Below are 23,537 nucleotides of genomic sequence, written 5' to 3'. Positions count from 1 at the left end.
ACCAGGAGAGGCTGATGACCACCTCAGAACTTCGCACGTCGTTGACCGCCGATGTCCGCAACGGCATCGACTACAAGGTGGCGGATCTGTCGCTGGCCGATTTCGGCCGCAAAGAGATCCGTCTGGCCGAACACGAGATGCCCGGTCTGATGGCGCTGCGCCGTGAGTACGCCGAGGTGCGGCCGCTGCAGGGCGCGCGCATCTCCGGCTCGCTGCACATGACCGTGCAGACCGCGGTGCTGATCGAGACCCTGACCAGCCTCGGCGCCGAGGTCCGCTGGGCCTCCTGCAACATCTTCTCCACCCAGGACCACGCGGCGGCCGCCGTGGTCGTCGGCCCCAACGGCACCGTCGAGGAGCCGAAGGGCACCCCGGTGTTCGCCTGGAAGGGCGAGACCCTGGAGGAGTACTGGTGGGCCGCCGAGCAGATGCTCACCTGGCCGGGCGAGCCGGCCAACATGATCCTCGACGACGGCGGCGACGCCACCATGCTCGTGCTGCGCGGTGCGCAGTTCGAGAAGTCGGGCGTGGTGCCGCCGGAGGACGAGGACCACTCGGCCGAGTACAAGGTCTTCTTGAACCTGCTGCGCGAGCGCTTCGAGTCCGATCGCGGCAAGTGGAGCAAGATCGCCGAATCGGTGCGGGGCGTCACCGAGGAGACCACCACGGGCGTGCTGCGGCTCTACCAGTTCGCGGCGGCGGGCGAACTGGTGTTCCCCGCGATCAACGTCAACGACTCGGTCACCAAGAGCAAGTTCGACAACAAGTACGGCACCCGCCACTCGCTGATCGACGGCATCAACCGCGGCACCGACGTGCTCATCGGCGGCAAGAAGATATTGATCTGCGGCTACGGCGATGTCGGCAAGGGCTGCGCGGAATCGCTTGCCGGACAGGGCGCCCGGGTGCAGGTCACCGAGATCGACCCGATCAACGCGCTGCAGGCGCTGATGGACGGCTACGACGTGGTGACCGTGGAGAAGGCGATCGGCGAGGCCGACATCGTCATCACCGCGACCGGCAACAAGGACATCATCACCCTCGACCACATGAAGGCGATGAAGGACCAGGCCATCCTCGGCAACATCGGTCACTTCGACAACGAGATCGACATGGCGGCGCTGGAGCGTTCCGGCGCAACGAAATTGACGATCAAGCCGCAGGTCGACCTGTGGACGTTCAAGGAGACCGGCCGCTCGATCCTGGTGCTGTCGGAGGGGCGTCTGCTCAACCTCGGCAACGCGACCGGCCACCCGTCGTTCGTGATGTCGAACAGCTTCTCCAACCAGGTGATCGCGCAGATCGAGCTGTGGACCAAGCCGGAGGAGTACGACAACGAGGTCTACCGGCTGCCGAAGCACCTGGACGAAAAGGTCGCGCGCATCCACGTCGAAGCGCTCGGCGGCGAGCTGACCAAGCTCACCAAGGACCAGGCCGAGTACATCGGCGTCGACGTCGAGGGCCCGTACAAGCCGGATCACTACCGCTACTGAACGCGCTGCCGGTGTCCCCGCCGACGGTCGGCGGGGACACCGGCGCCCGTCACCTCGCGCCCGCCCGCAGCGCCCGGCATCCACGCTGGTCAGCCGCTGCGGGCGTCCGGTGTGCGGCGGGGTAGTGTGCCTGGTCATGGGAGTGCTGATAGCGGTCGAAGGGCTCGACGGCGCGGGTAAGCGGACGCTGATCGAGCGGGTGGTCGCCGATCTGCGTGGTCGCGGACTGCGCGTCGCGACGATGGCCTTCCCGCGCTACCGCGTCTCGGTGCACGCCGATCTGGCCGCCGAGGCGCTGCGCGGCGCGCACGGCGACCTCGCGGGCTCGGTCAGCGGCATGGCTCTGCTGTTCGCGCTGGACCGCGCGGACGCCGCGGACGGGCTGTCGAAACTGTTGGCCGACAACGACGTTGTGCTACTCGATCGCTATGTCGCTTCCAACGCCGCCTATTCGGCCGCCCGGCTGGGGCAGTCGGCGGACGGCGAAATCGTCACATGGGTGGGCGAATTGGAGTTCGGCAGATTCGCTCTGCCCGAGCCCGCGCTGCAAGTGTTGCTGGACGTGCCCACCGAGCTCGCCGCCGAGCGTGCCCGCAGGCGTGGCGAACTCGACGCCGAACGCGCGCTCGACGCCTACGAACGCGACGGCGGTCTGCAGCATCGCACCGGCGCGGTGTACCGTGAGCTGGCCGAACGCGACTGGCGCGGACCCTGGTGGACATACCGATCCGACGACGGTCCGGCGGCGCTGGCCGCGCGCATCGCCGAAATCGTTGGTCGATAAGGTTGGTTGTGCCGCGGGTTCACACCAGTGTTGGCGTGGCGGCCCGATCCTGGCCTGGGAGATGACAACATAGTAGTTATGAAGCCGAAGATTCTGGTCGTCGACGACGATATGGCACTCGCTGAGATGCTCACGATCGTCTTGCGCGGGGAAGGGTTCGACCCGCACGTGGTCGGCGACGGCACACAGGCCCTGGCGGCGGTTCGCGAGATCCGCCCCGATTTGGTGCTGCTGGACCTGATGCTGCCCGGCATGAACGGCATCGACGTGTGCCGTGTGCTGCGGGCCGATTCCGGAGTTCCGATCGTGATGCTCACGGCGAAGACCGACACGGTCGACGTCGTGCTCGGTCTGGAGTCCGGTGCCGACGATTACATCGTCAAGCCCTTCAAGCCGAAGGAGCTGGTCGCCCGGGTGCGGGCCCGTCTGCGCCGCACCGAGGAGGAGCCCGCCGAGCTGCTGTCGATCGCCGATATCGTGATCGATGTGCCCGCGCACAAGGTCAGCCGTGGTGGCGCGCAGATCTCTCTGACGCCGCTGGAGTTCGACCTGCTCGTCGCCCTGGCCCGCAAGCCGCGCCAGGTGTTCACCCGTGAGGTCCTGCTCGAGCAGGTCTGGGGTTACCGGCACGCCGCGGACACCCGCCTGGTGAACGTCCATGTGCAGCGGTTGCGGGCGAAGGTGGAGAAGGATCCCGAGAACCCGGAGATCGTGCTGACCGTCCGCGGTGTCGGTTACAAGGCCGGACCGCCGTGATCCATGGCGTCTTCGCGCGTCTGGAACGATCGCTGGCTCCGGTGGTGGCCTGGTTCCAAGCGGTCGGCATTGCCCTAGGCCACCTGTGGCGTCGTTCGCTGCAGTTGCGCGTCATCGTGTCAACGCTGACGCTGTCGCTGATCGTCATCACGATCCTCGGTGTGGTGCTGACCAGCCAGATCACCGACCGGCTGCTGGACGCCAAGATCAACGCGGCGGTCGAGGAGATGGACCGTGCGCGTAACACGGTCGAGAGCCAGCTGGCCGGTGTGCACGACATCGGTGCTCAACCGCAGCGACTGGAAGAGGCTCGCAACGCACTGTCCAATCGCGGCGGCAGCGGCCAGTCCACCGGCGCCGCGGGCAGCTTCGTCTCGGCGCTGAGCGTCATCGGCGGGATGCCGCCGCAGCAGATCCCTCGCGGCCCGATCCAGGAGGTGCCCGACGAGCTGCGCCGGTTCGTGCAGCGCAACCAGGTCAGCTACCAGTTCGCCACCGTCGAGGACGCGGATGGCTACAGCGGTCGCGCGCTGATCATCGGCAGCCCGAGCGCCGAGGTTCCGACCCTGGAGATCTACCTGATCTTCCCGCTGGCCAACGAGGAACGCAGCCTGTCGCTGATGCGCGGCACCATGCTGGTCGGCGGCATCGTGTTGCTGGTCCTGCTTGCCGCGATCACCGCGCTGGTCACCAGGCAGGTGGTGCTTCCGATCCGCTCCGCGGCCAGGATCGCCGGCCGGTTCGCCGACGGCAGGCTCAAGGAACGCATGCTGGTACGCGGCGAGGACGACATGGCTCGGCTGGCTCAGGCGTTCAACGAGATGGCCGAGAGCCTGTCCAACCAGATCACCCAGCTGGAGGAATTCGGCAATCTGCAGCGCCGGTTCACCTCCGACGTCAGCCACGAGTTGCGCACACCGCTCACCACCGTGCGCATGGCCGCCGACCTGATCCACGGCAGCAGCGACGACCTCGACCCCGCCTTGGCCCGCAGCGCCGAGTTGCTGGTCAACGAGCTGGACCGGTTCGAGGGCCTGCTCAACGACCTGCTGGAGATCAGCAGGCACGACGCGGGCGTCGCCGAACTCCAGGTCGAATCGCTGGACGTGCGGATGTGCGCGCGGGCCGCGATCTCGACCGTGCGCCACCTCGCCAAGGACGCCGGGGTGGAGATCATCAGCGACATGCCGGAGGATCCGCTCGTCGCCGAGGTCGATCCGCGCCGGGTGGAGCGGGTGCTGCGCAATCTGCTCGCCAACGCGATCGACCACAGCGAGGGCAAGCCGGTGCTGATCCGGATGCGGGGCGACGTCGAGAGCAACGCGGTCGCCGTCGTCGTGCGGGACCAGGGCGTCGGCCTGCGCCCCGGCGAGGAGAAGCTGGTCTTCAACCGGTTCTGGCGTTCGGACCCGTCGCGCATGCGCCGCTCCGGCGGCACCGGCCTCGGTCTGTCGATCAGCGTGGAGGACGCGAACCTGCACGAAGGCAGACTCGAAGCCTGGGGTGAGGTCGGGATCGGCGCCAGCTTCCGCCTGACGCTGCCGCTGGTGCGCGGTAAGAAGCTCGGCCCGAGCCCGCTGCCGCTGGAGCCCGCGCGCAAGACGATGCACGTGGTGGAGCCGGAACCGCCCGCCGATCGCGACACGACCGATACGGCGCTGCCGGTCGCCGCCGAGCCGGGCGCCGCGCAGGTGACCGACGCCGCGCCACAGGGCGCGCACGCGGGCACATCCGATCCGGTCGGCGTGCGTGCGGAGGGCGCGAGCGAGGCGGCCGAGACCGACAGCGATGAGCTGGACGGCACGGACGTCGAAGGCGGCGCGGCCGCGGAGCCGAGCGTGAGCGAGTCGTCCGGAGCGGCCGACGGTACGGCGACGCCCACCGACAGCGCCGCGGCCGAAGAGCCGCTCGCGTCCGGGGCGAACGGATCGCCCGCCTCGGAGTCGGCGCAGACCGGGGGCGGCGCGGCGCGCGAACCGGGGGACGTACAGTCATGAGAATGCGTGTCGGATCTGCGCGGATGCGGCGGCTGACCGTACTGACAGCGGCGGTCCTCGCGGTCGTGATGCCGCTCACCGCCTGTGCCAGCCTCCCCGAGTCCTCCGCGCCGGAGGCGCTCGGCACCATCAATCGTGAGCCCACCTCCGAGGGCCCGCCGGCCCCGCTGGCCAACCGCGATCCGGATCTGCTGCTGCGCGATTTCCTTCAGGCCACCGCCGATCCGGCCAACCGGCATCTGGCCGCAAGGCAATACATGACCCCTGCGGCCTCCACCCAGTGGGACGACGCGGCGGGCACGGTCATCGTCGAGAAACCGGACACCCTGCGGGAGTCGCGTTCCGGGGACAAGGCCAACTATCTGATCCGCGCGCGCAAGGTCGGCGAGCTGTCCGCGGACGGCGGGTACCGGCCCAACGACGACATTCCGTTCGTCGAGAACAAGATCGAGCTGACCAAGATCAACGGCGAGTGGCGCATCGACGAGTTGCCCGACGGCGTGGTCATGGACTCCACCGCGTTCTTCAAGTCCTACCGCCGCTACGCGCTGTACTTCATCGATCCGGGCGGCAATATGGCCGTGCCGGACCTGCGCTGGCTCGCGGTGCCGAAAGCGCAGCTGACCCAGCGATTGATCAGCTCGCTGCTGGAGGGGCCGCAGCCCGCGCTGGCGTCGGTGCTGCACAGTGAGCTGGCGCCGCCGATCGCGGTGCGCGGGGCGATCACCAAGGCCAACGGTGATCCCGACGGCGTCGGCATCGGGCTCGGCGGTGTCCGGATCGATTTCGCGGGCGCGTCGGCGCTGAATCCGCGCGAGCGCGAACTGCTGGCCGCGCAGGTGGTGCTCACCTTGTCCAGCGCCGACATCCTCGGGCCGTACATGCTGTTGGCCGACGGCAAGCCGCTGGACGAGCGCTTCGCCGCGAACGGCTGGAGCGTGGCGGACGTGCAGCAGTTCAATCCGGCGACCGCCGCGCGCAACCAGGTCGGGCTGCACGCTCTGCGCGGCGGCGGGCTGGTGCAGATCGCCGACAACGGCGGTATCACTCCCGCTCCGGGCTACTTCGGCGGAGTGAACAACCTGCAGTCGGCGACGCTGTCCGCGGACGGTCAGCTCGTCGCCGCGGTGGCGGAAGCCGGACGACCGCCGGGCGCGCCGTCGCGGATCTTGATGGTCGGCACTTACGGCGGCAACGCTTTTCCGGTGGCCGATGGCTTCACCATCACCCGGCCCTCGTGGACGGCGGACGGCAGCGCGGCATGGGCGGTGGTCGACGGTGACCGGGTGATCCGCGCGGTCAACGACCGCGGCACCGGAAACGTCTCGATTCAGAACGTCGACATCTCGAGGTTGACGGCGGCATCCTCGGCCACGGCGCCGCGGCTACCGATCACCGAACTCCGGATCTCCCGGACCGGGGCGCGGGCGGCGATGATCGCCGACGGCCGGGTGTACGTCGCGGTCGTCGCGCCGCAACCGGACGGGAAGCTGGCGCTGACCTCGGCGGTGCCCGTCGGTGTCGGACTCAGCACGGCCGCGGTGTCGGTGGACTGGCTGGACGCGGACACGATCATCATCGCGCGCGAGGGGAATGTGGACCCCGTGAGTACGGTGTCGGTGGACGGCTCGGAGCCGACCCCGTTGACGTCGCAGAATCTCACCGCCCCGGTGCGCTCCGTGAGCGCGAGCCCCGACCATCAGTACGTCGCCGACTCACGTGCGGTGCTGGAGCTGACCTCCGCCCCGGACCAAGGCCAGCCCTACTGGCGTGAGGTGCCGGGTCTGGGCGCGAACGCCACGCCCGTCCTGCCCGGCTGAGCGGCGACCTGTCGCGAGTACGCGAGGCCGGCCGCATGTCGGCACTTCGGAAGGCTCGCTCACACTCGGAAGAATCCGGCGCGGGCGCGCATGGCGGTTCGAGCAGGGAGCGAGCGCAGCGTAAAAGACTTCGCCGCAAGGGCATAGCGTTCTGCCAGGTGCATGCTGTCGACATGATCGAGCGATTCTGTCAGGGGGCGGGCGCACACTCGGTCGATGCGAACCCTGCTCGATCTGGTGTTGCCCGCCGCCTGTGCGGGCTGCGGACGTTCCGGAGCCGATTGGTGCGCCGATTGCGCCGTCACGTTGGCCGGTCCGCCGGTGCGGGTGTGGCCGCGCAACGACCCGGGCATTCCGTGCTGGGCGCTGGGGCCGTACGCAGGGCCCGCGCGGCGGGCGGTGCTCGCCGCCAAGGAACGGGGACGACGGGATCTGGCGCTGCCACTCGGAAAGGCGTTCGCGGGCGCGCTCGCCGAACTGCGTTCGCCGGGTGTTCCGTTGGTACTGGTGCCCGCGCCGAGCCGACGCGTGGCGGCGCGGCGCCGGGGCGGCGATCCGGTGCTTCGCTCGGCGTCGGTAGCTACCCGATGGCTGCCCAACTGCCGAGTGGTGCCGGTGTTGCGAGTGGGGCAAGGGGTGCGCGATTCGGTGGGCTTGACACCCGCCGAGCGCGCTCGCAACCTGAAGGGGCGGGTGACCACGACGCCCGGCCCTGCCGCGGACTGGGGAGTACCGGCGAATGCCGAGGTAGTGCTGGTCGACGACGTGCTGACCACCGGTGCGACGGCCTTCGAGTCGGTGCGCGCGCTACAGCGCGCCGGGTTGCCGACACGTGGCGTTCTGGTTACTTGTGCTGCTTGACTCCGGGAAATTTGCGTGAACACTGGCGATCAGCCCGTCGGCGGACTAGCGTCGCGGACACACACCCGAACCGCAAGTTTGGAGGTGGCGCCTCGGACGTCTAGTGCCGAGCAATCGTCGTTCGGCACGGTTCAATCCCGCCGCACTGGAATCGGTCGGTGCGGCCAGATCCGGGAGGTACGCGTGACGACTTCTTCACGACCTTCAGTGAAAGATCCCGCTGCTTCGGTGCTGGAGCCCAGCACCCAGGAAGCACTCGAGCAACCCACTGCGGAACGACCACGAGCGCCGCGCGGCGACATCGTGGTGAAGGGCCGCAACGTCGAGGTGCCCGATCATTTTCGTATCTACGTCGCGGAAAAACTCTCCCGATTAGAACGCTTCGACCCGTCGATCTTCCTCTTCGACGTCGAGCTGTTCCACGAGCGCAACCGTCGTCAGCGCAAGAACTGTCAGCGCGTCGAAATCACCGCGCGCGGAAAGGGTCCCGTCGTGCGGGCCGAGGCCTGCGCGGACAGCTTCTACGCCGCATTCGAGTCGGTTACCGCGAAGATGGAGAGCAGACTGCGCCGCACCAAGGACCGGCGCCGGGTGCACTACGGCGACAAGACGCCGCTGTCGGTCGCCCAGGCCACTGCCGATCTGGTGGACGACTCCCTGTTCGACCGGCTCGCCGAGTCCGGCGCCGCCCACGCGCACCAAGAGCGGGAACCGGAATACGAGGAGGGTCCCGGCCACATCGTGCGCACGAAGGAGCACGCGGCGACGCCGATGTCCGTCGATGACGCCCTGTACCAAATGGAGCTCGTCGGCCACGACTTCTTCCTGTTCCAGGATAAAGAGACCGACCGGCCTTCGGTGGTCTACCGTCGTCACGCCTTCGACTACGGCCTGATCCGCATGGCCTGACGAAACGGAAACCACCCGTCCCCACTTCTCCGGGCATTCGGCTCACCGGCCGGATGCCCGGAGATTTTCGTCGATGCGCCCTCGGCGGGCCAGCGGCGGGCCAGCGCGAGCAGCAGCCGCAGATCCGAGTCGATGTCGCCGACGGGCAGCCGCACGGGCTGGTCGAACTGCCGCGGGGTCACGGCCGCGCCGTTCGTCTTCGCGGCGATGGCCTGCACGATCTGTTCCACGTAGTCCGGCCGGCTCGTCTCCCCGGGCAGGTAGTGCCGCAGGTGCATCAGGGCATCGCGGATCTCCACCGTCATCCGGATCAGCCGCGCTTCGGATCCGAGGGGGATGTCCGGCTCGAGCACGACCTCGGGCACGGCCGCGGTGAGATCGCGCCACAGCGGCCGCAGGCGACGGCAGTACCGTCCGGCGCGGTCCCAGCCCGCGCGGGCCCGCAGCCCGGCGAGCAGTGGCACGGCGAGCAGCGCCGCGCCGAGCGTCGAGGCGGCGAAAGTCGGTGCCGCCCAGCGCACCATGGCCGGGTCCGCGGCCGTACCAGGCGCCGCCAGCCGCACGGCGGAGACGACCAGGCCCGCGGAACCGACGACCAGCGTCGCCAGCAGGGTCGCGTAGACGATCCGTTCGGCGGCGGTGGATTCGGCCGAGCGCAATTCGCGCAGTGCCGCGCGCCAGGCCAGCCGACCGGCGGCGAGCAGCGGAAGCCACAGGATCGACCAGACCACTACCGTCGGCCAGTCCGATGCTTGCCCCAGCAGCCTGCCCTCCTGTCGGGCCGGAGTGCCGACGGCAAGGATGATCGCGCCACCCACCAGTCCGGTGAAGTCGTAGACCCGCTGCCGAGCCGATGCGGAGACCGGGTCGGCGCCCGACCACAGCCGGGCCGCACCGTACAGACCGGCCACCTCCATCAGCAGTGTGACCATCGAAAGCTGGTGCAGCAGACTGCCGATCCCCGGAGCGACGCCGCGCTCGAGCAGGACCAGCGTGGCCGTACCCCACAGCAAGGCTCGATTGAGCAGCCGGTCGACGGCGGCGTGGTGCAGCACGATCAACCGTCCGAGGACGACCACCGCGACGAAGACGATCAGCGGTATCGCGATCGGCGCGGGGATCGGCGAGTTCACCGCCGCCGGTCGCGGAAGAACGTGCGGTGCAGCAGCGAATCGCGACGCGGTGGACGCATGGCGTGCAGCATCACCATGTCGGCGAAGGTCTCCGCGTCGCGCTCGCGCAGGGTGCCGTAGTCGGTGCGGCCGAGCACGTGGGCGATCGACTCGGGCGAGATCGAGGGCAGCAGGTCGGCGACCGCCGCCACCGTCGGCGTGCCCGCGGGCGGCTCACCGGGCCGGTGCTGCTCCGGGCCGTGCCCGAGCAACATGTGCCCGAGTTCGTGCACGATGATGTGCTCGGCATGCCATTCGGTGGTGTCCGCGCCGTAGACGATGACGTCGCTGTCCTGCTTCGCGATCCACAGGCCGCTGCCCGTGCCGCAACCGGTGCCTGCGAGCAGCGCGGTATCGATCGGCAACAGGCTGATGCTGCGACCACGGTGCGCCGCGACGGCATCGAGGTAGGTCTGCAGATTCCATGGGTGGGGTATCGGGAGGTCCCGGGTCAAGCTCCGGAACCGGGCCTGGATGGCCATGTGATCGGTCTCCTACAAAAGCTCAGTGGCCCATGTAGGGAAGCATGTTACCGACTCGGCGGCATCGATCCTTCTGTGCTCTGGATGATCCTGGCGAGCATGGCCCGATCGATGTTCGAACCGCGCAGCGCGACGCTGGCGACGTTCGCGTCTCGCATGGTGGCGAGGAGTTCGAGTTCCCGGTCGATCGCGTCCGCCGCGGGTCCGCGGGTGAGCAGATAGTCGGCCGCCACGCCGAAACTGCGCGCCACCGCCGCGAGGATCTCGACATCCGCTGTGGCGCCCGCGTTCCGGTCGTCGAACTCGCCGTCGCGCAGGCGCTCCAGGTAACCGCGCGGCACCGTGCGACCGAGGAATTCGCCGATCTGCTCGGCGACGGATTCGGTGCTGCGTTCCGGTGCGTTGCGCGGATGCACGACGGAGAACAGCCGATTGATCTTGTGGCTGAGGGTCAGCTCCGGGCGATTCGATCCGTGGTCGGTCATGGCTGCCTCGTCACTCGCCGTTTCGAACCGCTGTCGTGGCCAGGTTGGCCGCCAGCCAGCGTGCGCGGAATCGGGCTTCGGTCGCTGCATCGATATCCTCCGATCGACCGGCCAGCCAGCGGCGGTACCGGCGTTCCTGTAGCTCGTCGGGGTCGCTGGACTCCGCGGGGACCGCGAGCAAGTGCGCGAAGGCCATTTCCACCAGCGGATGCAACTGCTTGCCCGGTCCACCGTTGCGTTCGAGCATGGCGGTCGCGTATCGCGCCGACAGCTTGGAGACCACCCGGTTGAGTTCCGCGATCGCGGCGACCACCTGCGGGTCGGTGGTGCGGCCGTGCTCGACGGCGTCGTTGAGACTGCCCGATGCCGCGAGAAGGCCGGTCAGGTCGGAGATTTCGAAGCGGATCGCGTCCGGCCCCGCCACCACCGAGTCGCCCGCGCCGCGCGCGGAGTTCGCGGGTTCGTCGGCGGCGGGTACGCCGCCCGCGTAGGTGCGTGCGGCACTGCCCGGCAGCCATCGCAGCGGCGCGTCGAGCTTGTTCAGCGTCTGCATGCTGATGGTCGCTTCGCCGTCCTCGATCTTCCTGATGGTCGGCGCCGAAGGTCCCCCGAGGTCGCCGATCTGTAGCTGGGTGAGGCCGAGCTCGTCCCGGCGTTCTTTGATGATTCGCCCGAATCTCTTCTGCCGCGACAGCTCCGAAGGGCTATGCATAGTGCGTTCATGGTAAGCCGATGGGAGGCTCAAGGCAAACAAATAGAAACTATTTGGAAAGTTAGTCGAAAGTTTGTTACGGTTCTTTGCGTCGGATGACGGAGTGCATACGACGGTTCCGGGACGGGCAGGGGCGTTCGCCGGGACGGGCGTCTCGGTCCGTCGCGCAACGGCGCGCGGCGGACCGGTTCAGCGGCGGTGGAGGGGATCGTCGCTGCGTCGGGGTTCACCGTCGGCGAAGGGGGTCGACGGTGAACTTACTTTGAAGTAAGTTTGGTGGTCCCAGGCTTTCGAAAGGAAATCGCATGGCCACCAGAGCTGCTCGCCGTGCTGTGATCGTGTCCGGTGCGCGCACGCCGTTCCTGCGTGCGTTCACCGGATACACCCGGATGGACTCCATCGCGCTGGCCGATGCCGCGGTCCGTGGACTGCTGGAGCGCACCGGGCTGCCCGGTGCGGAAGTGGAGGCGATCGTGTGGGGCGGGGTCATCCTGCCCAGCGCGGCGCCGAACATCGCCCGCGAAGTCGCGTTGGACCTGGCGCTGGACCCGGGCTGTGAGGGCTACACCGTGACCAGGGCCTGCGCCTCCGGTCTGCAGGCGGTCACGTCGGCGGCGGCCGCGATCGAGCGGGGCGAATACGACGTCATGATCGCGGGCGGCAGCGATTCCACCTCCAACGCCGAGGTCAAGCTGCCGCAAAAGGTCGTGCACGCGGCGGCGCCGCTGGCGCTGGGCAAGCCGAAGCCGAAGGACTACTTGTCCGCGGTCGCGCGCTTGGCGCCGTTCACCGACCTGCTACCGAGCAGGCCCAAGATCGCCGAGCGCACCACCGGCGAGGTGATGGGCGAGTCGGCCGAGAAGATGGCTCGTATCCACGGCGTGAGCCGCGCGGACCAGGACGAGTTCGCCGCCCGCTCGCATCACCGCGCGGCGGCCGCCATCGACTCCGGCCGGTTCGATGACGAGGTGCTGCGGATCCGCACGCCCGAAGACGCGGAGATCCGGCGCGACGGTCTGGTGCGCGGCGACACCAGCGTCGCGAAACTGGCCGCGCTGAAACCGGTTTTCGCCGCCGACGGCAGCGTGACCGCTGGCAACGCCAGCCCGCTCACCGACGGTGCCGCCGCGGTGCTGCTGATGAGCGAAGAGAAAGCGCACGCCCTCGGATATCGGCCGCTGGCGGCGTTCCGGTCGTGGAGCTACGTGAGCGTCGACCCGGCCGATCAGGTGCTAATCGGGCCGGCCATCTCGATGCCACGCGCGCTGGAGAAAGCCGGAATGTCCTTGGCCGACGTCGATCTCGTGGATATCCACGAGGCCTTCGCCGCCCAGACCTTGGCGGTGCTTACCGCACTGGCCAGCGACGAATGGGCCAAGACCAGGCTGGATCGCGATACCGCCGTCGGCGAGGTGGACGTCGACAAGCTGAACGTGCACGGCGGCTCGATCTCGCTCGGTCACCCGTTCGGCGCCACCGGGGCGCGCATGGTGACCACCATGGCCAACGAACTGACTCGCACGGGCAAGAACGCGGCCCTGCTCGGTATCTGCGCCGCGGGCGGCATCGGCGCATCGGCGGTGCTCGAACGCGTCTGAGGCGACGTATAAGTGGCCCTGCCGGAGCCTCTCAGGCCTTGCCTGTGAAGCCCCGGCGCTTGCGCCCCTCGTCCGCGAGGATGCGCAGACAGGTCTGGTGCTTGGTCTCGCCGGGGACGCCTTCTCGACGCAGGCGCAACGTCGCCTGTGCCAGATCGATGCCCAGCTCGCTGGACAGCCGAACAGCATCGACATTGGCCATTGCACAAACCTCCTGGAACCGACGAAAACCACGATGAAGCGCACTGCGTAAGTGACAGTTTCGCCCTTGTCGTACCCAGTGGGGATCCGATTGAAGCATGAACGATCCGCACATTTGGGTAACGATGCGCGGAAGGTCAGCCCCGATAGGTCTCGCGGTGCACCGCGTCCGTGAGGGGTCTGCCCGCGCGCCAGCCGAAGCGCTCCAGATCGGGAATGCGCTGGAACTCGCGCACCGGCCCGACGCACAGCCAGGCGACCGTGCGGACGCCCTCCGGGAGGCCGATCAGATCGGACAGGAAACCGGGATCGTAGAACGACACCCACCCCACGCCGATGCCTTCGGCGGTGGCGGCCAGCCAAAGGTTCTGGATGGCGAGAACCGCGGAGTAGATACCGGTTTCGGGCACCGTGGCCCGGCCGAGCACCTGCGGCCCGCCGCGATCGTGGTCGTAGCAGACCACGATCCCGGTACCGCTCTCCGAAATGCCCTCGATCTTGATCGGCTCGAAGGTGGCGGCGCGCTCGGGTGGCAGCGCGTCGCGGAACTCGATGCGCTTCTGTGCCACGTGTTCGGCGAACTCGCGCAGCGTCGCCGGCTCGCGGACCACCACGAAATCCCAGGGCTGCGAATTCCCGACGCTCGGCGCCCGGTGCGCGGCATCCAGCAGCCGCCACAATGTCGCATCGTCGACGAGTTCGCCGGTGAACTCCGCGCGTACGTCACGACGGCGCCGGATGGCCTCGTAGACGCTCAGAACTTCAGCATGCACCGTCCGAGTCAATCAAACCCGGCGAACTCGCCGCACACGGCGTTGGCTCCTGCGTCGCCGACCGACCGCGGCGTGGCGGGAGTGGAAGTCAGCCTGCTGCGGACACGCGGCGCCGGGCCAGCCGCCGCCGTCCCCCGGCGAGCGCGGTGCGCAGACCGCGGCGGCGGCCCGTCACCGGATCGATGGAGGCGGCGGTGTGGCCCCCGAACTTGCGTTCCGAGGCGGTCTCGGGCGCATCGTCGGCGGTGGCCCGCAGGTACTTGTTCGGCAACGCCAGTTTGAGGATGGTGCGCCACGCCTTGAAGTACTGCACCGGCAGCGAGCCGGTGGTGTAGGGCAGGTCGTACTTGTCGGCCAGCTCGCGCACCCGCACGGCGATGTCGGCGTACCGGTTGCTCGGCAGATCGGGGAACAGGTGGTGTTCGATCTGGTGGCTCAGATTGCCGGTCATGAAGTGCATGACCGGGCCGCCGGAGATGTTGGCGCTGCCGAGCATCTGGCGCAGGTACCACTGGCCGTGCGTTTCGCCGTCGATGTCGGCCTTGGTGAACTTCTCCGCCCCGTCGGGGAAGTGCCCGCAGAAGATCACCGCGTTGGACCAGATGTTGCGGATCGCGTTCGCGGCCAGGTTGGCCGTCAGCGTGGAGAAGAACGCGGGACCGGTGAGGGCGGGGAAGACCACGTAGTCCTTGAGGACCTGCTTGCCCATCTTGGTGAGCGCCTCGTCGCGCTTGCGCTCGAACTCGGCCCGTTCGGGGGAACCGGGCTTGTACCGGCCCGCCACCAGTTTGCCCAGCTCCAGGTGCTGGATGGCGACGCCGTACTCGAAAAACAGCTGCAACAGCAGGTTGTAGACCGGGTTGCCCAGGTTGAACGGCTTCCAGCGCTGGTCGCGGGTCACCCGCAGCAGGCCGTAGCCGATGTCGTCGTCCATGCCGAGCACGTTGGTGTACTTGTGATGCAGGTAGTTGTGGGTGTGCTTCCAGTGCTTGGCCGCGCCGGTGTTGTCCCACTCCCACGAGCTGGAGTGGATCTCCGGATCGTTCATCCAGTCCCACTGCCCGTGCATGACGTTGTGCCCGATCTCCATGTTCTCGATGATCTTGGCGGTGGCGAGCAGTGCGACGCCTGCCAGCCACGCGGGGCGCTTCGGGCTCGCGAAGAGCACCGCACGGCCGCTGATCTCGAGAACGCGCTGCAACCGGATGACGTTGCGGATGTACTTCGCGTCGCGTGCGCCGCGCGAGGCTTCGATTTCCCGCCGGATCGCGTCGAATTCCGCGCCGAGTGCTTCCACGTCGGCCTCGGTGAGGTGCGCGTATTCCTTGACATCCGAGATCGCCATGCGGGTTACTTTACCGTAAGTTACGAAACCGTAGGTTGCGAGGTGCGCCGCACGGATGTGTCAAATACCTTATTGCGATCCCGGCTGTCGAATGGTAGGTTAGCGCGCCCTGCCCGGAAAGCGAAAACGCCTGTCCCGCTTCGCTTTTTCGCGCAGCGCCGCTTGTTCATGACGGGCCCGTTCCTGGAACGCGAGCTTGGCCTCGCGCAGCACCTGCCGCTCGTGTTCGGCCTTCTCCTGTAGGGCCGCCTTGGCCTCGCGGAGCATCTCCTTCTCCTGCCGCGCCTTCTCGCGCAGCGCGATCTTCGCCTCGTGCAGCGCCGAACGCAGGCCGCGCCGCTCGCCGGTCTCCGGATCGACGCGCAGCCAGTGCGTGGATTCCGCGCCGAGCGACGGCAGCGTGATACCGGCGAACTTGCGCTCGGAGGAGGTCTCCGGCGCGTTGTCGGCGGTGGCCTTGAGGAACCGGTCCGGCAGGGCCAGCTTGTGGATCGTGCGGAAGGCCAGCAGATACTGCTTGCCCAGCGACCCGGTGGTGTAGGGCAGGTCGTACTTGTCGCACAGCTCGCGGACCCGTACCGCGATCTCCTGATACCGGTTGCTCGGCAGGTCGGGGAACAGATGGTGCTCGATCTGGTAGCAGAGGTTGCCGCTCATGAACGCCATGGCGGGCCCCGCTTCGAAGTTCGCGCTGCCGAGCATCTGGCGCAGATACCACTCGCCGCTGGTCTCGTTCTCCAGCTGTTCGACGGTGAACTTCTCCGCGCCGTCGGGGAAGTGCCCGCAGAAGATCACCGCGTACGCCCACAGATTGCGCACCAGGTTCGCCATCGCGTTGGCCTTCAGCGTGTGCTTGAACGCCGGACCCGTCAGCGCGGGATGGATGAGGTAGTCCTTGGCCACCTGACGGCAGATCTTGCGGGCGAACTCCACGTTCGGACCGGAGGCGACCTCCCAGCGCGGGGTGTCCGACAGCTCCTTGTCGATGCTCCAGTCGTGCAGCGCGATGCCCCACTCGAAGGTCGCGGCGAGCAGCAAGTTCGCCAGCGGCTGCACCAGATGGATCGGCCGCCACTGCTCGTCCCGGGTCATCCGGAGGATGCCGAAACCGAGGTCCTCGTCCTTGCCCAGCACATTCGTGTAGGTGTGGTGGGAGTAGTTGTGCGCCCGGCGCCACTGCGCGGAGGGGCCGGTCATGTCCCACTCCCACGAACTGGAGTGGATCTCCGGGTCGTTCATCCAGTCCCATTGCCCGTGGCTGACGTTGTGCCCGAGCTCCATGTTCTCGATGATCTTGGCCACCGACAGCATCGCGGTGCCTGCCAGCCAGGCCCAGCGGTTGCGGCTGCCGAACAGCACCACCCGGGCGGCTACCTCGAGACCGCGTTGCGCCGCGATCGTGCGCCGGATGTACTTCGCGTCGCGCTCGCCGCGCGACAGCTCCACCGAACGCCGGATGGAATCGAGTTCCTGCCCCAGTGTCTCGATATCGGCCGCCGTGAGATGCGCGAACGTCTTGATGTCGGTGATGGCCACCGGGGTCCTTTCCCTACTCGATACACCTCGAGGGTACCTGCCGGACTAGACGTCCAGGGTGCAGTCGCCCGCCGCCGCCGAGATGCAGGTCTGCACCTTGTCGCCTTCGCGGCGCTCCTCACCGTTGCGCAGGTCGCGCGCGTGTCCGGAACTCAAGGTGACCACGCAGGTCTGGCAGATGCCCATCCGGCAGCCGAACGGCATCTGAACACCGGCGGACTCACCGGCCTCGAGCAGGCTGGTCGCGCCGTCGGCCGCGACGCTGCGACCGGTCTTGCCGAAGGTGACCGTGCCGCCCGCACCGACCGCGGAGCGTTCGATCTCGAAGCGCTCCACGTGCAGCCGGTCCGACAGCCCCGCGTCGCGCCAGTGGTTCTCGATCTCGTCGAGCATTCCGGCCGGGCCGCACGCCCAGGTCTGGCGTTCGCGCCAGTCGGGGACCTCGGTGTCGAGATCGGCGAGGGCGAATTTGCCCCGCTCGGCGGTGAGATGCAGGCGGGTGTCGAAGCCGGGATTGCGGTCGCGCAGCGCGCCCAGCTCCGCGCCGAACATCACGTCGTCGGAAGTGCGCGCGGAGTGCAGGTGCACCACGTCGGTGAACACCTCGCGGCGGTCCATCGCGCGCAGCATGGCGATCACCGGCGTGACGCCGCTGCCCGCGGTGAGGAACAGCACCTTCTCCGGCGGCGGGGACGGCAGTACGAAACCGCCCTGCGGGGCGGCGAGCCGGACGACGGTGCCGACCGGCACGCCGCTGACCAGGTGGCTGGACAGGAAGCCTTCCGGCATCGCCTTCACGGCGATGGAGATCAGTCGCTTGCCGCCGTGGCCGGGGTCGGACCAATTCGGCGGACAGGTCAGTGAATACGAGCGCCAATGCCAGCGGCCGTCCACCAGGATGCCGATGCCGATGTACTGGCCGGGCTGGTATTTGAAGTCGAAGCCCCATCCCGGCTGGATCACCAGCGTCGCGGAATCGGCGGTCTCCTTGCGTACCTCGACGATGCGTCCCCGCAGCTCGCGAGCCGACCACAGCGGGTTGGCCAGGTGCAGGTAGTCGTCGGGCAGCAGCGGTGTGGTCACGCGCGCAAAGGCTCCGCGCAGCACGTTCAGCTTGCCGCCGCGCTCGGCGACGCTCGCGGCGGGCGCCTCCAGCCACGCACGGACGCTTCGCACGGAGCTCCCAATTTTCGAACCCATCGCTGCCGTTGGTCTCCCTGTCGTCGGATGCGCGGGCCGCCGTCTCGCCGATCGGAGGCCTCGCCAGCAAGGTTACGGCATCGTAGGTTACGGCGGCAGGTCAGTGGGGCGCCCGCTGCGGCGATTCAGAGGAGCTCGAGCAGAAACGGCAGCTCTTGGGCCGCGTACCAGGCCAATTGATGGTCCTCGGCGTCGCCGAGGACGAACTCGGCGTCGGTGTCGCCGAGATCGGCCGCGTCCACCACGTCGACGGCCTTGGCAACCTGTGGTTCGGCGTCGGCCAGGTCGACGTGCACCGAGGCGATCTGCTGGTAGCCGATCGGGCCCGCCAGCCGGACCACCGCGTCGTCGAGGTCGGGCCGCAGCTTCGCGCCGGTCACGTCGGCGGCGATCACCGCACGGCGGTAAACCGGGTTACCGCCCGCCGCCGGCGCGGCCTCGTCGTCGGAGTCCTCCGATCCGATCGCCTCGCGTTCGGCGGCCAGCAGTCGCAGCGAGGCGCGCGCGGCCTCGTTCATGGCGACTTCGCCGAGTTCCTCGTCGTCGCCGGAGGCGTAGGCCTCGCGCAGCGCGGGCGTCACCGCGAACGCGGTCCCGCCGACGGGGGCCAGCTCACGGTTGCCGACCAGATCGCGCAGCATCGGCACCGTGGCCGGGATGTAGACCCGCAGCTTCTTCTGATCAGACGCAGGCACCGAGCATCTCCTCCATGGAATCGCGCACCGCCGTGGCGAGCACGCCGATGTCGGCCATCGCGTCGCGGTCGGCGTTGAGACCGTAGAAGACACGCCCGTCGTAGGACGTGATCCCGATACTCGACGCCTGATTGCGCAGCAGTGGCGACACCGGGTACATCTCCAGCATCCGCGCGCCGCCGATGTACATCGGCGCCTGCGGACCCGGCGCGTTGGTGATCACCAGATTGAACGTGTGTTCTGCGAACGTACTCGCCGCTCGCACACTCATCGCATGCAGGCTGGCCGGAGCGAAACCGGCCAGGTGCACGAGCGTACGCGCGCGGACGCCGCGCCGCTGACGACCGTTGAGTTCGGAGGCGTGCGCGATGTGCGACAACCGCATCACCGGGTTCGGTTCGCCCACCGGCAGATCGATCAGGAACGACGACACCTCGCTCGCCGAGTGCGTCTGGTCGCCCTCGTTTCCCTCGACGTACACCGACATCGGCACCACAGCTCGCAGCGTGGTGGACTCGGTGAGCGCTTCCCCGCGCGACAGCAGCCAGTTGCGCAGAGCGCCGGTGACCACGGCGAGGATGGCGTCGTTGGTCGAGCAGCCGAACCGCTTGCGGATCGTCCGGTAATCCGCCAGGTCGGTGCGCACCACATCGAAGCGCCGGTTTCGCGAGGTCCGCGTGTTCAGGGGGCTGGCGGGCGCACCGGTCGCCGCGGTGCGCACGGCGGCGACCACCGACTCGACCGCCTTGCCCGCCGTCCCGACCACCGCGAACGCGCCCGCGCTCGCCTCCCGGGCGACCTCGAGGGCTTTGCGCGGCTGTGCGGCGAGGTGTGCGAGCGCGCCGACCAGCAGTTCCATCTCACCGGGTTCGCGCGGCGCGATCCAGTCGTCGCAGGCCAGTTCGCGGGGAGCGGGCCCCGCGTCGAGGATCACATGGCCGATCTCGAGCGCGGTGTCCCCGTCCACCAGGGCGGAATGCGTCTTGGTGAAGATGGCGCAGCGGCCGTCGGACAGCCGTTCGATCAGGTACATCTCCCACAGCGGCCGGGCCGGGTCCAAGGGGTGGGAGACGAGGCGGGCGACCAGGTCGTGCAGCTGTTCGTCGGTGCCGGGACCGGGCAGCGCCGAACGCCTGATGTGGTAGGTGATGTCGAAACGGCTGTCCTCGACCCAGACCGGCCGCCCCAGCGACAGCGGGATCTCCCGCACTTTGCGCCGGTATCTCGGTACCAGCGAGAGCCTGCTCTCGACGAGATCGACCAACCGGTCGTAGTCCAGGATCGGCGCGCCCGAGCTGTCGCCGGGATCGGTGTTCCGCACGATCGCGAGAGAGCCGATATGGATCGGATTGCTGCTCGACTCGAGCCGGTAGAAGGCCGTGTCTTGCGGCGTCAGTCTCGTGATCACGCTGCCCGGTACTCCTTTTCCCGATGCCGCCCCCGCTTCATTGTGCTGCCGCATCAACCGTTGGCCCGGCCGTTGTGGCATTTCTGATGAATTCCGTACACGTTTTTCCGCGCCGGGGGCCCATGACACGCTGGTCGACTCGAGTTCTGCGAACCGATTCGATCACAGGGCGGACCCGGATGCATGGCCGAACCGTCCGGGTGGCCCGCCGGGCACCTTTTCCAGCCGGGCGCGACCACTTAGCGGCAGGTCCACGCAGCGCCGCAGGCGCTGCACATCCAACAGACCATTACCATGGGGCATGCAGCGGATTCCGCGCAACCGCGTGGGCCGCACCGGCCCGGGGGCCGACGACACGATTTGACACACCGACCAGAGGACTGACGAGACCCGTGCCTGCGCTGACACTGACGAGGTTGCTACGGATTGGTGAGGGTCGCATTGTCAAGCGGCTCTCGCATTTCGCCGACCAGGTCCTCGCCCTCGAACCGGAGTACGAGGACCTCAGCGACCTGGAGCTACGGGCCAAAACCGACGAGTTCCGCGAGCGGTACGCCGAGATGGTCGAGGACGGCGAGACCGATCCGCTCGGCCAGCTGATGGCCGAGGCGTTCGCCGTCGCGCGGGAGGCGTCCTGGCGGGTGCTCAGCCAGAAGCACTACAAGGTGCAGATCATGGGCGGCGCCGCGCTGCACACCGGCAATATCGCCGAGATGAAGACCGGTGAGGGCAAGACCCTCACCTGTGTGCTGCCCGCCTACCTGAACGCGCTCAGCGGCGACGGCGTGCACGTCGTCACGGTGAACGACTACCTGGCCAAGCGCGACGCGGAGTGGATGGGCCGCGTGCACCGCTTCCTCGGCCTCGAGGTCGGCGTGATCCTGTCCGGCATGAGCCCCGCGCAGCGGCGGGTGGCCTACAACGCCGACATCACCTACGGCACGAACAACGAGTTCGGCTTCGACTACCTGCGCGACAACATGACGCACTCGCTCGACGACCTGGTGCAGCGCGGGCACAACTTCGCCATCGTCGACGAGGTCGACTCCATCCTCATCGACGAGGCGCGCACCCCGCTGATCATCTCCGGGCCCGCCGACGCCTCGTCGAAGTGGTACGCCGAGTTCGCGCGGATCGCGCCGCTGCTGAAGAAGGACCTGCACTACGAGGTCGACATCAAGAAGCGCACGATCGGCGTGCACGAGGCCGGCGTCGAGTTCGTCGAGGACCAGCTCGGCATCGACAACCTCTACGAGGCCGCCAACTCGCCGCTGGTGAGCTACCTGAACAACGCCGTCAAGGCCAAGGAGCTCTACACCCGCGACAAGGACTACATCGTCCGCGACGGCGAGGTGATCATCGTCGACGAGTTCACCGGCCGCATCCTGGTCGGCCGCCGCTACAACGAGGGCATGCACCAGGCGATCGAGGCCAAGGAAGGGGTGGAGATCCAGCCGGAGAACCAGACCCTGGCCACCATCACCCTGCAGAACTATTTCCGCCTCTACGACAAGTTGTCCGGCATGACCGGTACCGCCGAGACCGAGGCCGCCGAGCTGCACCAGATCTACAGCCTCGGCGTGGTGCCCATCCCGACCAACAAGCCGATGATCCGCGCCGACCAGTCCGACCTGATCTACAAGACGGAAGAGGCGAAGTTCTCCGCCGTGGTCGACGACGTCACCGAGCGGCACGAGAACGGCCAGCCGGTGCTGATCGGCACCACCAGCGTCGAGCGCTCGGAGTACCTGTCCAAGCAGTTCACCAAGCGCGGCATTCCGCACAACGTGCTGAACGCGAAGTTCCACGAGAAGGAAGCGGAGATCATCGCCGAGGCGGGCCGGCCGGGCGCGGTGACCGTCGCGACGAACATGGCAGGCCGCGGTACCGACATCGTGCTCGGCGGCAACCCGGACATCATCGCCGACATCCTGCTGCGCAAGCAGGGGCTGGACCCGGTCGAGACTCCGGAGGACTACGAGCGCGCCTGGCTGCCCACCCTGGACCAGGTCAAGGCCCAGACCGCCGAGGACGCCGAGTTGGTGCGCGAGGCGGGCGGCCTCTATGTGCTCGGCACCGAGCGGCACGAGTCGCGCCGCATCGACAACCAGCTGCGCGGCCGCTCCGGCCGACAGGGCGACCCGGGGGAGTCCCGCTTCTACCTGTCGCTGGGCGACGAGCTGATGCGCCGATTCAACGGCGCCGCGCTGGAAGCGATCATGACGCGGCTGAACCTGCCCGACGACGTGCCGATCGAGGCGAAGATGGTCTCCAAGGCCATCAAGAGCGCGCAGACGCAGGTCGAGCAGCAGAACTTCGAGATCCGCAAGAACGTGCTCAAGTACGACGAGGTGATGAACCAGCAGCGCACCGTCATCTACGGCGAGCGCGATCGGATCCTGCGCGGCGAGGACATGGAGGGCCAGGTCCAGAGCATGATCACCGATGTGATCACCGCCTACGTGGACGGCGCCACCGCCGAGGGCTATGTCGAGGACTGGGATCTGGAGAAGCTGTGGACGGCGCTGAAGACGCTGTACCCGGTGAGCCTGGACTACCGGGACCTGACCGGCGAGACCGAGGTCGGCGAGGCGGGCGAGCTGACGCGCGAGGAGTTGCTCGAGGCGCTGCTGGACGACGCGCACGACGCCTACGAGCGCCGCGAGGCCGAGATCGACGGCCTGGCGGGCGAGGGCAGCATGCGCAATCTGGAACGACAGGTGCTGCTGTCGGTGCTCGACCGCAAGTGGCGTGAGCATCTCTACGAGATGGACTACCTCAAGGAGGGCATCGGCCTGCGGGCCATGGCGCAGCGTGACCCGTTGGTGGAGTACCAGCGCGAGGGCTTCGACATGTTCACCGCGATGCTCGACGGCCTGAAGGAGGAGTCGGTCGGCTTCCTGTTCAACCTGCAGGTCGAGGTGCAGCAGCCGCAGCCGGAGGGCGTCGCCGTCGGCCAGGGTCTTCGTTCGCCGGTCGGAGCGATGACCGCCCCGCGCCCGCTGCCCACCGAGGAGGCTCAGGTCGCCAACGGCCACGCCGCACCGGCGGCCCTGCGCGCCAGGGGTATCGATGACACCGCCCCGCGCGGTTTCAGCTACTCCGGCCCCGACGAGGGCGGCCGCGCCGCGGTGCACAGCGACGCCGAGGAATACGGCGTGGACGGTGGGCCGCAGCCCACCCGTCGCGAGCGCCGCGAGGCGGCCCGCGCGGAGGCGAAGGGCCGCCGCGGCCCGAAGTCGCGCCGCCGTCACTGATCCGCTGAATCACGAAGGCGCTCAGGGTTTTCCTGGGCGCCTTCGTTGTTTTC

General features: G+C 68.3%; 20 protein-coding genes. 9 read left to right on the top strand and 11 right to left on the bottom strand.

The features are described from left to right. The first annotated feature begins 14 nt into the window (after window positions 1–14). The 7 genes from ahcY to hpf all read left to right on the top strand — a co-directional run bounded on the left by ahcY (window position 15) and on the right by hpf (window position 8,620). Complete coding sequence (gene ahcY, locus ACIHAX_RS27830) at window positions 15–1,493, top strand: adenosylhomocysteinase (RefSeq protein ID WP_355077141.1); 1,479 nt, start codon at window positions 15–17, stop codon at window positions 1,491–1,493. A gap of 136 nt (window positions 1,494–1,629) precedes the next feature. Then, a complete protein-coding gene (locus ACIHAX_RS27825) occupies window positions 1,630–2,277 on the top strand; it encodes a dTMP kinase (RefSeq protein ID WP_364432479.1) in 648 nt (215 codons plus the stop codon). A gap of 78 nt (window positions 2,278–2,355) precedes the next feature. After that, window positions 2,356–3,033, top strand: a complete 678-nt coding sequence (gene mtrA / locus ACIHAX_RS27820; protein WP_039800350.1) for an MtrAB system response regulator MtrA — start codon at window positions 2,356–2,358, stop codon at window positions 3,031–3,033. Next, window positions 3,030–5,030, top strand: coding sequence for an MtrAB system histidine kinase MtrB (gene mtrB / locus ACIHAX_RS27815; protein WP_364432476.1), 2,001 nt, complete (start codon window positions 3,030–3,032; stop codon window positions 5,028–5,030). The genes mtrA and mtrB overlap by 4 nt, the downstream gene beginning before the upstream one ends. Beyond that, window positions 5,027–6,850 carry an MtrAB system accessory lipoprotein LpqB gene (gene lpqB, locus ACIHAX_RS27810; protein WP_356967352.1) on the top strand — a complete coding sequence of 608 codons (1,824 nt, stop codon included), beginning with the start codon at window positions 5,027–5,029 and terminating at the stop codon, window positions 6,848–6,850. The genes mtrB and lpqB overlap by 4 nt, the downstream gene beginning before the upstream one ends. Window positions 6,851–7,066: 216 nt before the next feature. Further along, window positions 7,067–7,711: a ComF family protein gene (locus ACIHAX_RS27805; protein WP_364432472.1), complete on the top strand. Its 645-nt coding sequence runs from the start codon at window positions 7,067–7,069 to the stop codon at window positions 7,709–7,711. A 300-nt stretch (window positions 7,712–8,011) separates the two neighbouring features. Continuing rightward, the gene (gene hpf, locus ACIHAX_RS27800) at window positions 8,012–8,620 is read left to right on the top strand and encodes a ribosome hibernation-promoting factor, HPF/YfiA family (RefSeq protein ID WP_397280485.1); all 609 of its coding nucleotides are present in this window, start codon (window positions 8,012–8,014) and stop codon (window positions 8,618–8,620) included. On the opposite strand, the gene ACIHAX_RS27795 is transcribed toward hpf, so the two are convergent. Genes ACIHAX_RS27795 through ACIHAX_RS27780 form a run of 4 tightly spaced genes read right to left on the bottom strand, consistent with a single transcriptional unit; the run spans window position 8,596 to window position 11,471 of the window. Beyond that, the gene (locus tag ACIHAX_RS27795; RefSeq protein ID WP_397280398.1) at window positions 8,596–9,753 is read right to left on the bottom strand and encodes an MAB_1171c family putative transporter; all 1,158 of its coding nucleotides are present in this window, start codon (window positions 9,751–9,753) and stop codon (window positions 8,596–8,598) included. The two genes, hpf and ACIHAX_RS27795, sit on opposite strands and share 25 nt — an antisense overlap. Next, window positions 9,750–10,274: a hypothetical protein gene (locus ACIHAX_RS27790; RefSeq protein WP_355077130.1), complete on the bottom strand. Its 525-nt coding sequence runs from the start codon at window positions 10,272–10,274 to the stop codon at window positions 9,750–9,752. The genes ACIHAX_RS27795 and ACIHAX_RS27790 overlap by 4 nt, the downstream gene beginning before the upstream one ends. Window positions 10,275–10,321: 47 nt before the next feature. Further along, a complete protein-coding gene (locus ACIHAX_RS27785) occupies window positions 10,322–10,759 on the bottom strand; it encodes a hypothetical protein (RefSeq protein ID WP_397280396.1) in 438 nt (145 codons plus the stop codon). Window positions 10,760–10,769: 10 nt separating this feature from the next. After that, window positions 10,770–11,471: a helix-turn-helix transcriptional regulator gene (locus ACIHAX_RS27780; protein WP_355077127.1), complete on the bottom strand. Its 702-nt coding sequence runs from the start codon at window positions 11,469–11,471 to the stop codon at window positions 10,770–10,772. Between the two features lie 305 nt (window positions 11,472–11,776). Here ACIHAX_RS27780 and ACIHAX_RS27775 point away from each other — a divergent pair, with 305 nt between their 5' ends. Then, a complete protein-coding gene (locus tag ACIHAX_RS27775) occupies window positions 11,777–13,069 on the top strand; it encodes an acetyl-CoA C-acyltransferase (protein WP_364432462.1) in 1,293 nt (430 codons plus the stop codon). 31 nt (window positions 13,070–13,100) lie between these two features. On the opposite strand, the gene ACIHAX_RS27770 is transcribed toward ACIHAX_RS27775, so the two are convergent. The 7 genes from ACIHAX_RS27770 to ACIHAX_RS27740 all read right to left on the bottom strand — a co-directional run bounded on the left by ACIHAX_RS27770 (window position 13,101) and on the right by ACIHAX_RS27740 (window position 20,227). Beyond that, the gene (locus tag ACIHAX_RS27770) at window positions 13,101–13,271 is read right to left on the bottom strand and encodes a hypothetical protein (protein ID WP_356967360.1); all 171 of its coding nucleotides are present in this window, start codon (window positions 13,269–13,271) and stop codon (window positions 13,101–13,103) included. A 136-nt stretch (window positions 13,272–13,407) separates the two neighbouring features. Beyond that, window positions 13,408–14,028: a 5,6-dimethylbenzimidazole synthase gene (gene bluB, locus ACIHAX_RS27765; RefSeq protein WP_364432698.1), complete on the bottom strand. Its 621-nt coding sequence runs from the start codon at window positions 14,026–14,028 to the stop codon at window positions 13,408–13,410. A gap of 103 nt (window positions 14,029–14,131) precedes the next feature. Beyond that, window positions 14,132–15,388: a fatty acid desaturase gene (locus ACIHAX_RS27760; RefSeq protein WP_364432458.1), complete on the bottom strand. Its 1,257-nt coding sequence runs from the start codon at window positions 15,386–15,388 to the stop codon at window positions 14,132–14,134. A gap of 99 nt (window positions 15,389–15,487) precedes the next feature. After that, window positions 15,488–16,924, bottom strand: coding sequence for a fatty acid desaturase (locus tag ACIHAX_RS27755; protein ID WP_355077119.1), 1,437 nt, complete (start codon window positions 16,922–16,924; stop codon window positions 15,488–15,490). Between the two features lie 45 nt (window positions 16,925–16,969). Next, window positions 16,970–18,124, bottom strand: coding sequence for a ferredoxin reductase (locus tag ACIHAX_RS27750; RefSeq protein ID WP_397280393.1), 1,155 nt, complete (start codon window positions 18,122–18,124; stop codon window positions 16,970–16,972). Window positions 18,125–18,249: 125 nt separating this feature from the next. Then, window positions 18,250–18,795 (bottom strand): DUF6912 family protein, encoded by a 546-nt coding sequence (locus ACIHAX_RS27745; protein ID WP_379254974.1) that lies wholly within the window; start codon window positions 18,793–18,795, stop codon window positions 18,250–18,252. A gap of 10 nt (window positions 18,796–18,805) precedes the next feature. After that, window positions 18,806–20,227: a wax ester/triacylglycerol synthase family O-acyltransferase gene (locus ACIHAX_RS27740; protein WP_355077116.1), complete on the bottom strand. Its 1,422-nt coding sequence runs from the start codon at window positions 20,225–20,227 to the stop codon at window positions 18,806–18,808. 392 nt (window positions 20,228–20,619) lie between these two features. Between ACIHAX_RS27740 and secA the strand changes: the two genes are divergently transcribed. Beyond that, window positions 20,620–23,484 carry a preprotein translocase subunit SecA gene (secA, locus tag ACIHAX_RS27735; protein ID WP_364432450.1) on the top strand — a complete coding sequence of 955 codons (2,865 nt, stop codon included), beginning with the start codon at window positions 20,620–20,622 and terminating at the stop codon, window positions 23,482–23,484. Window positions 23,485–23,537: the final 53 nt, after the last annotated feature.

The sequence above is a fragment of the Nocardia sp. NPDC051929 genome, assembly GCF_044548645.1.
Classification (GTDB): Bacteria; Actinomycetota; Actinomycetes; order Mycobacteriales; family Mycobacteriaceae; genus Nocardia; species Nocardia sichangensis.
The sequence above is the reverse complement of the archived record's forward strand: the minus strand, read 5'-3'. Positions and strand labels throughout refer to the sequence as shown.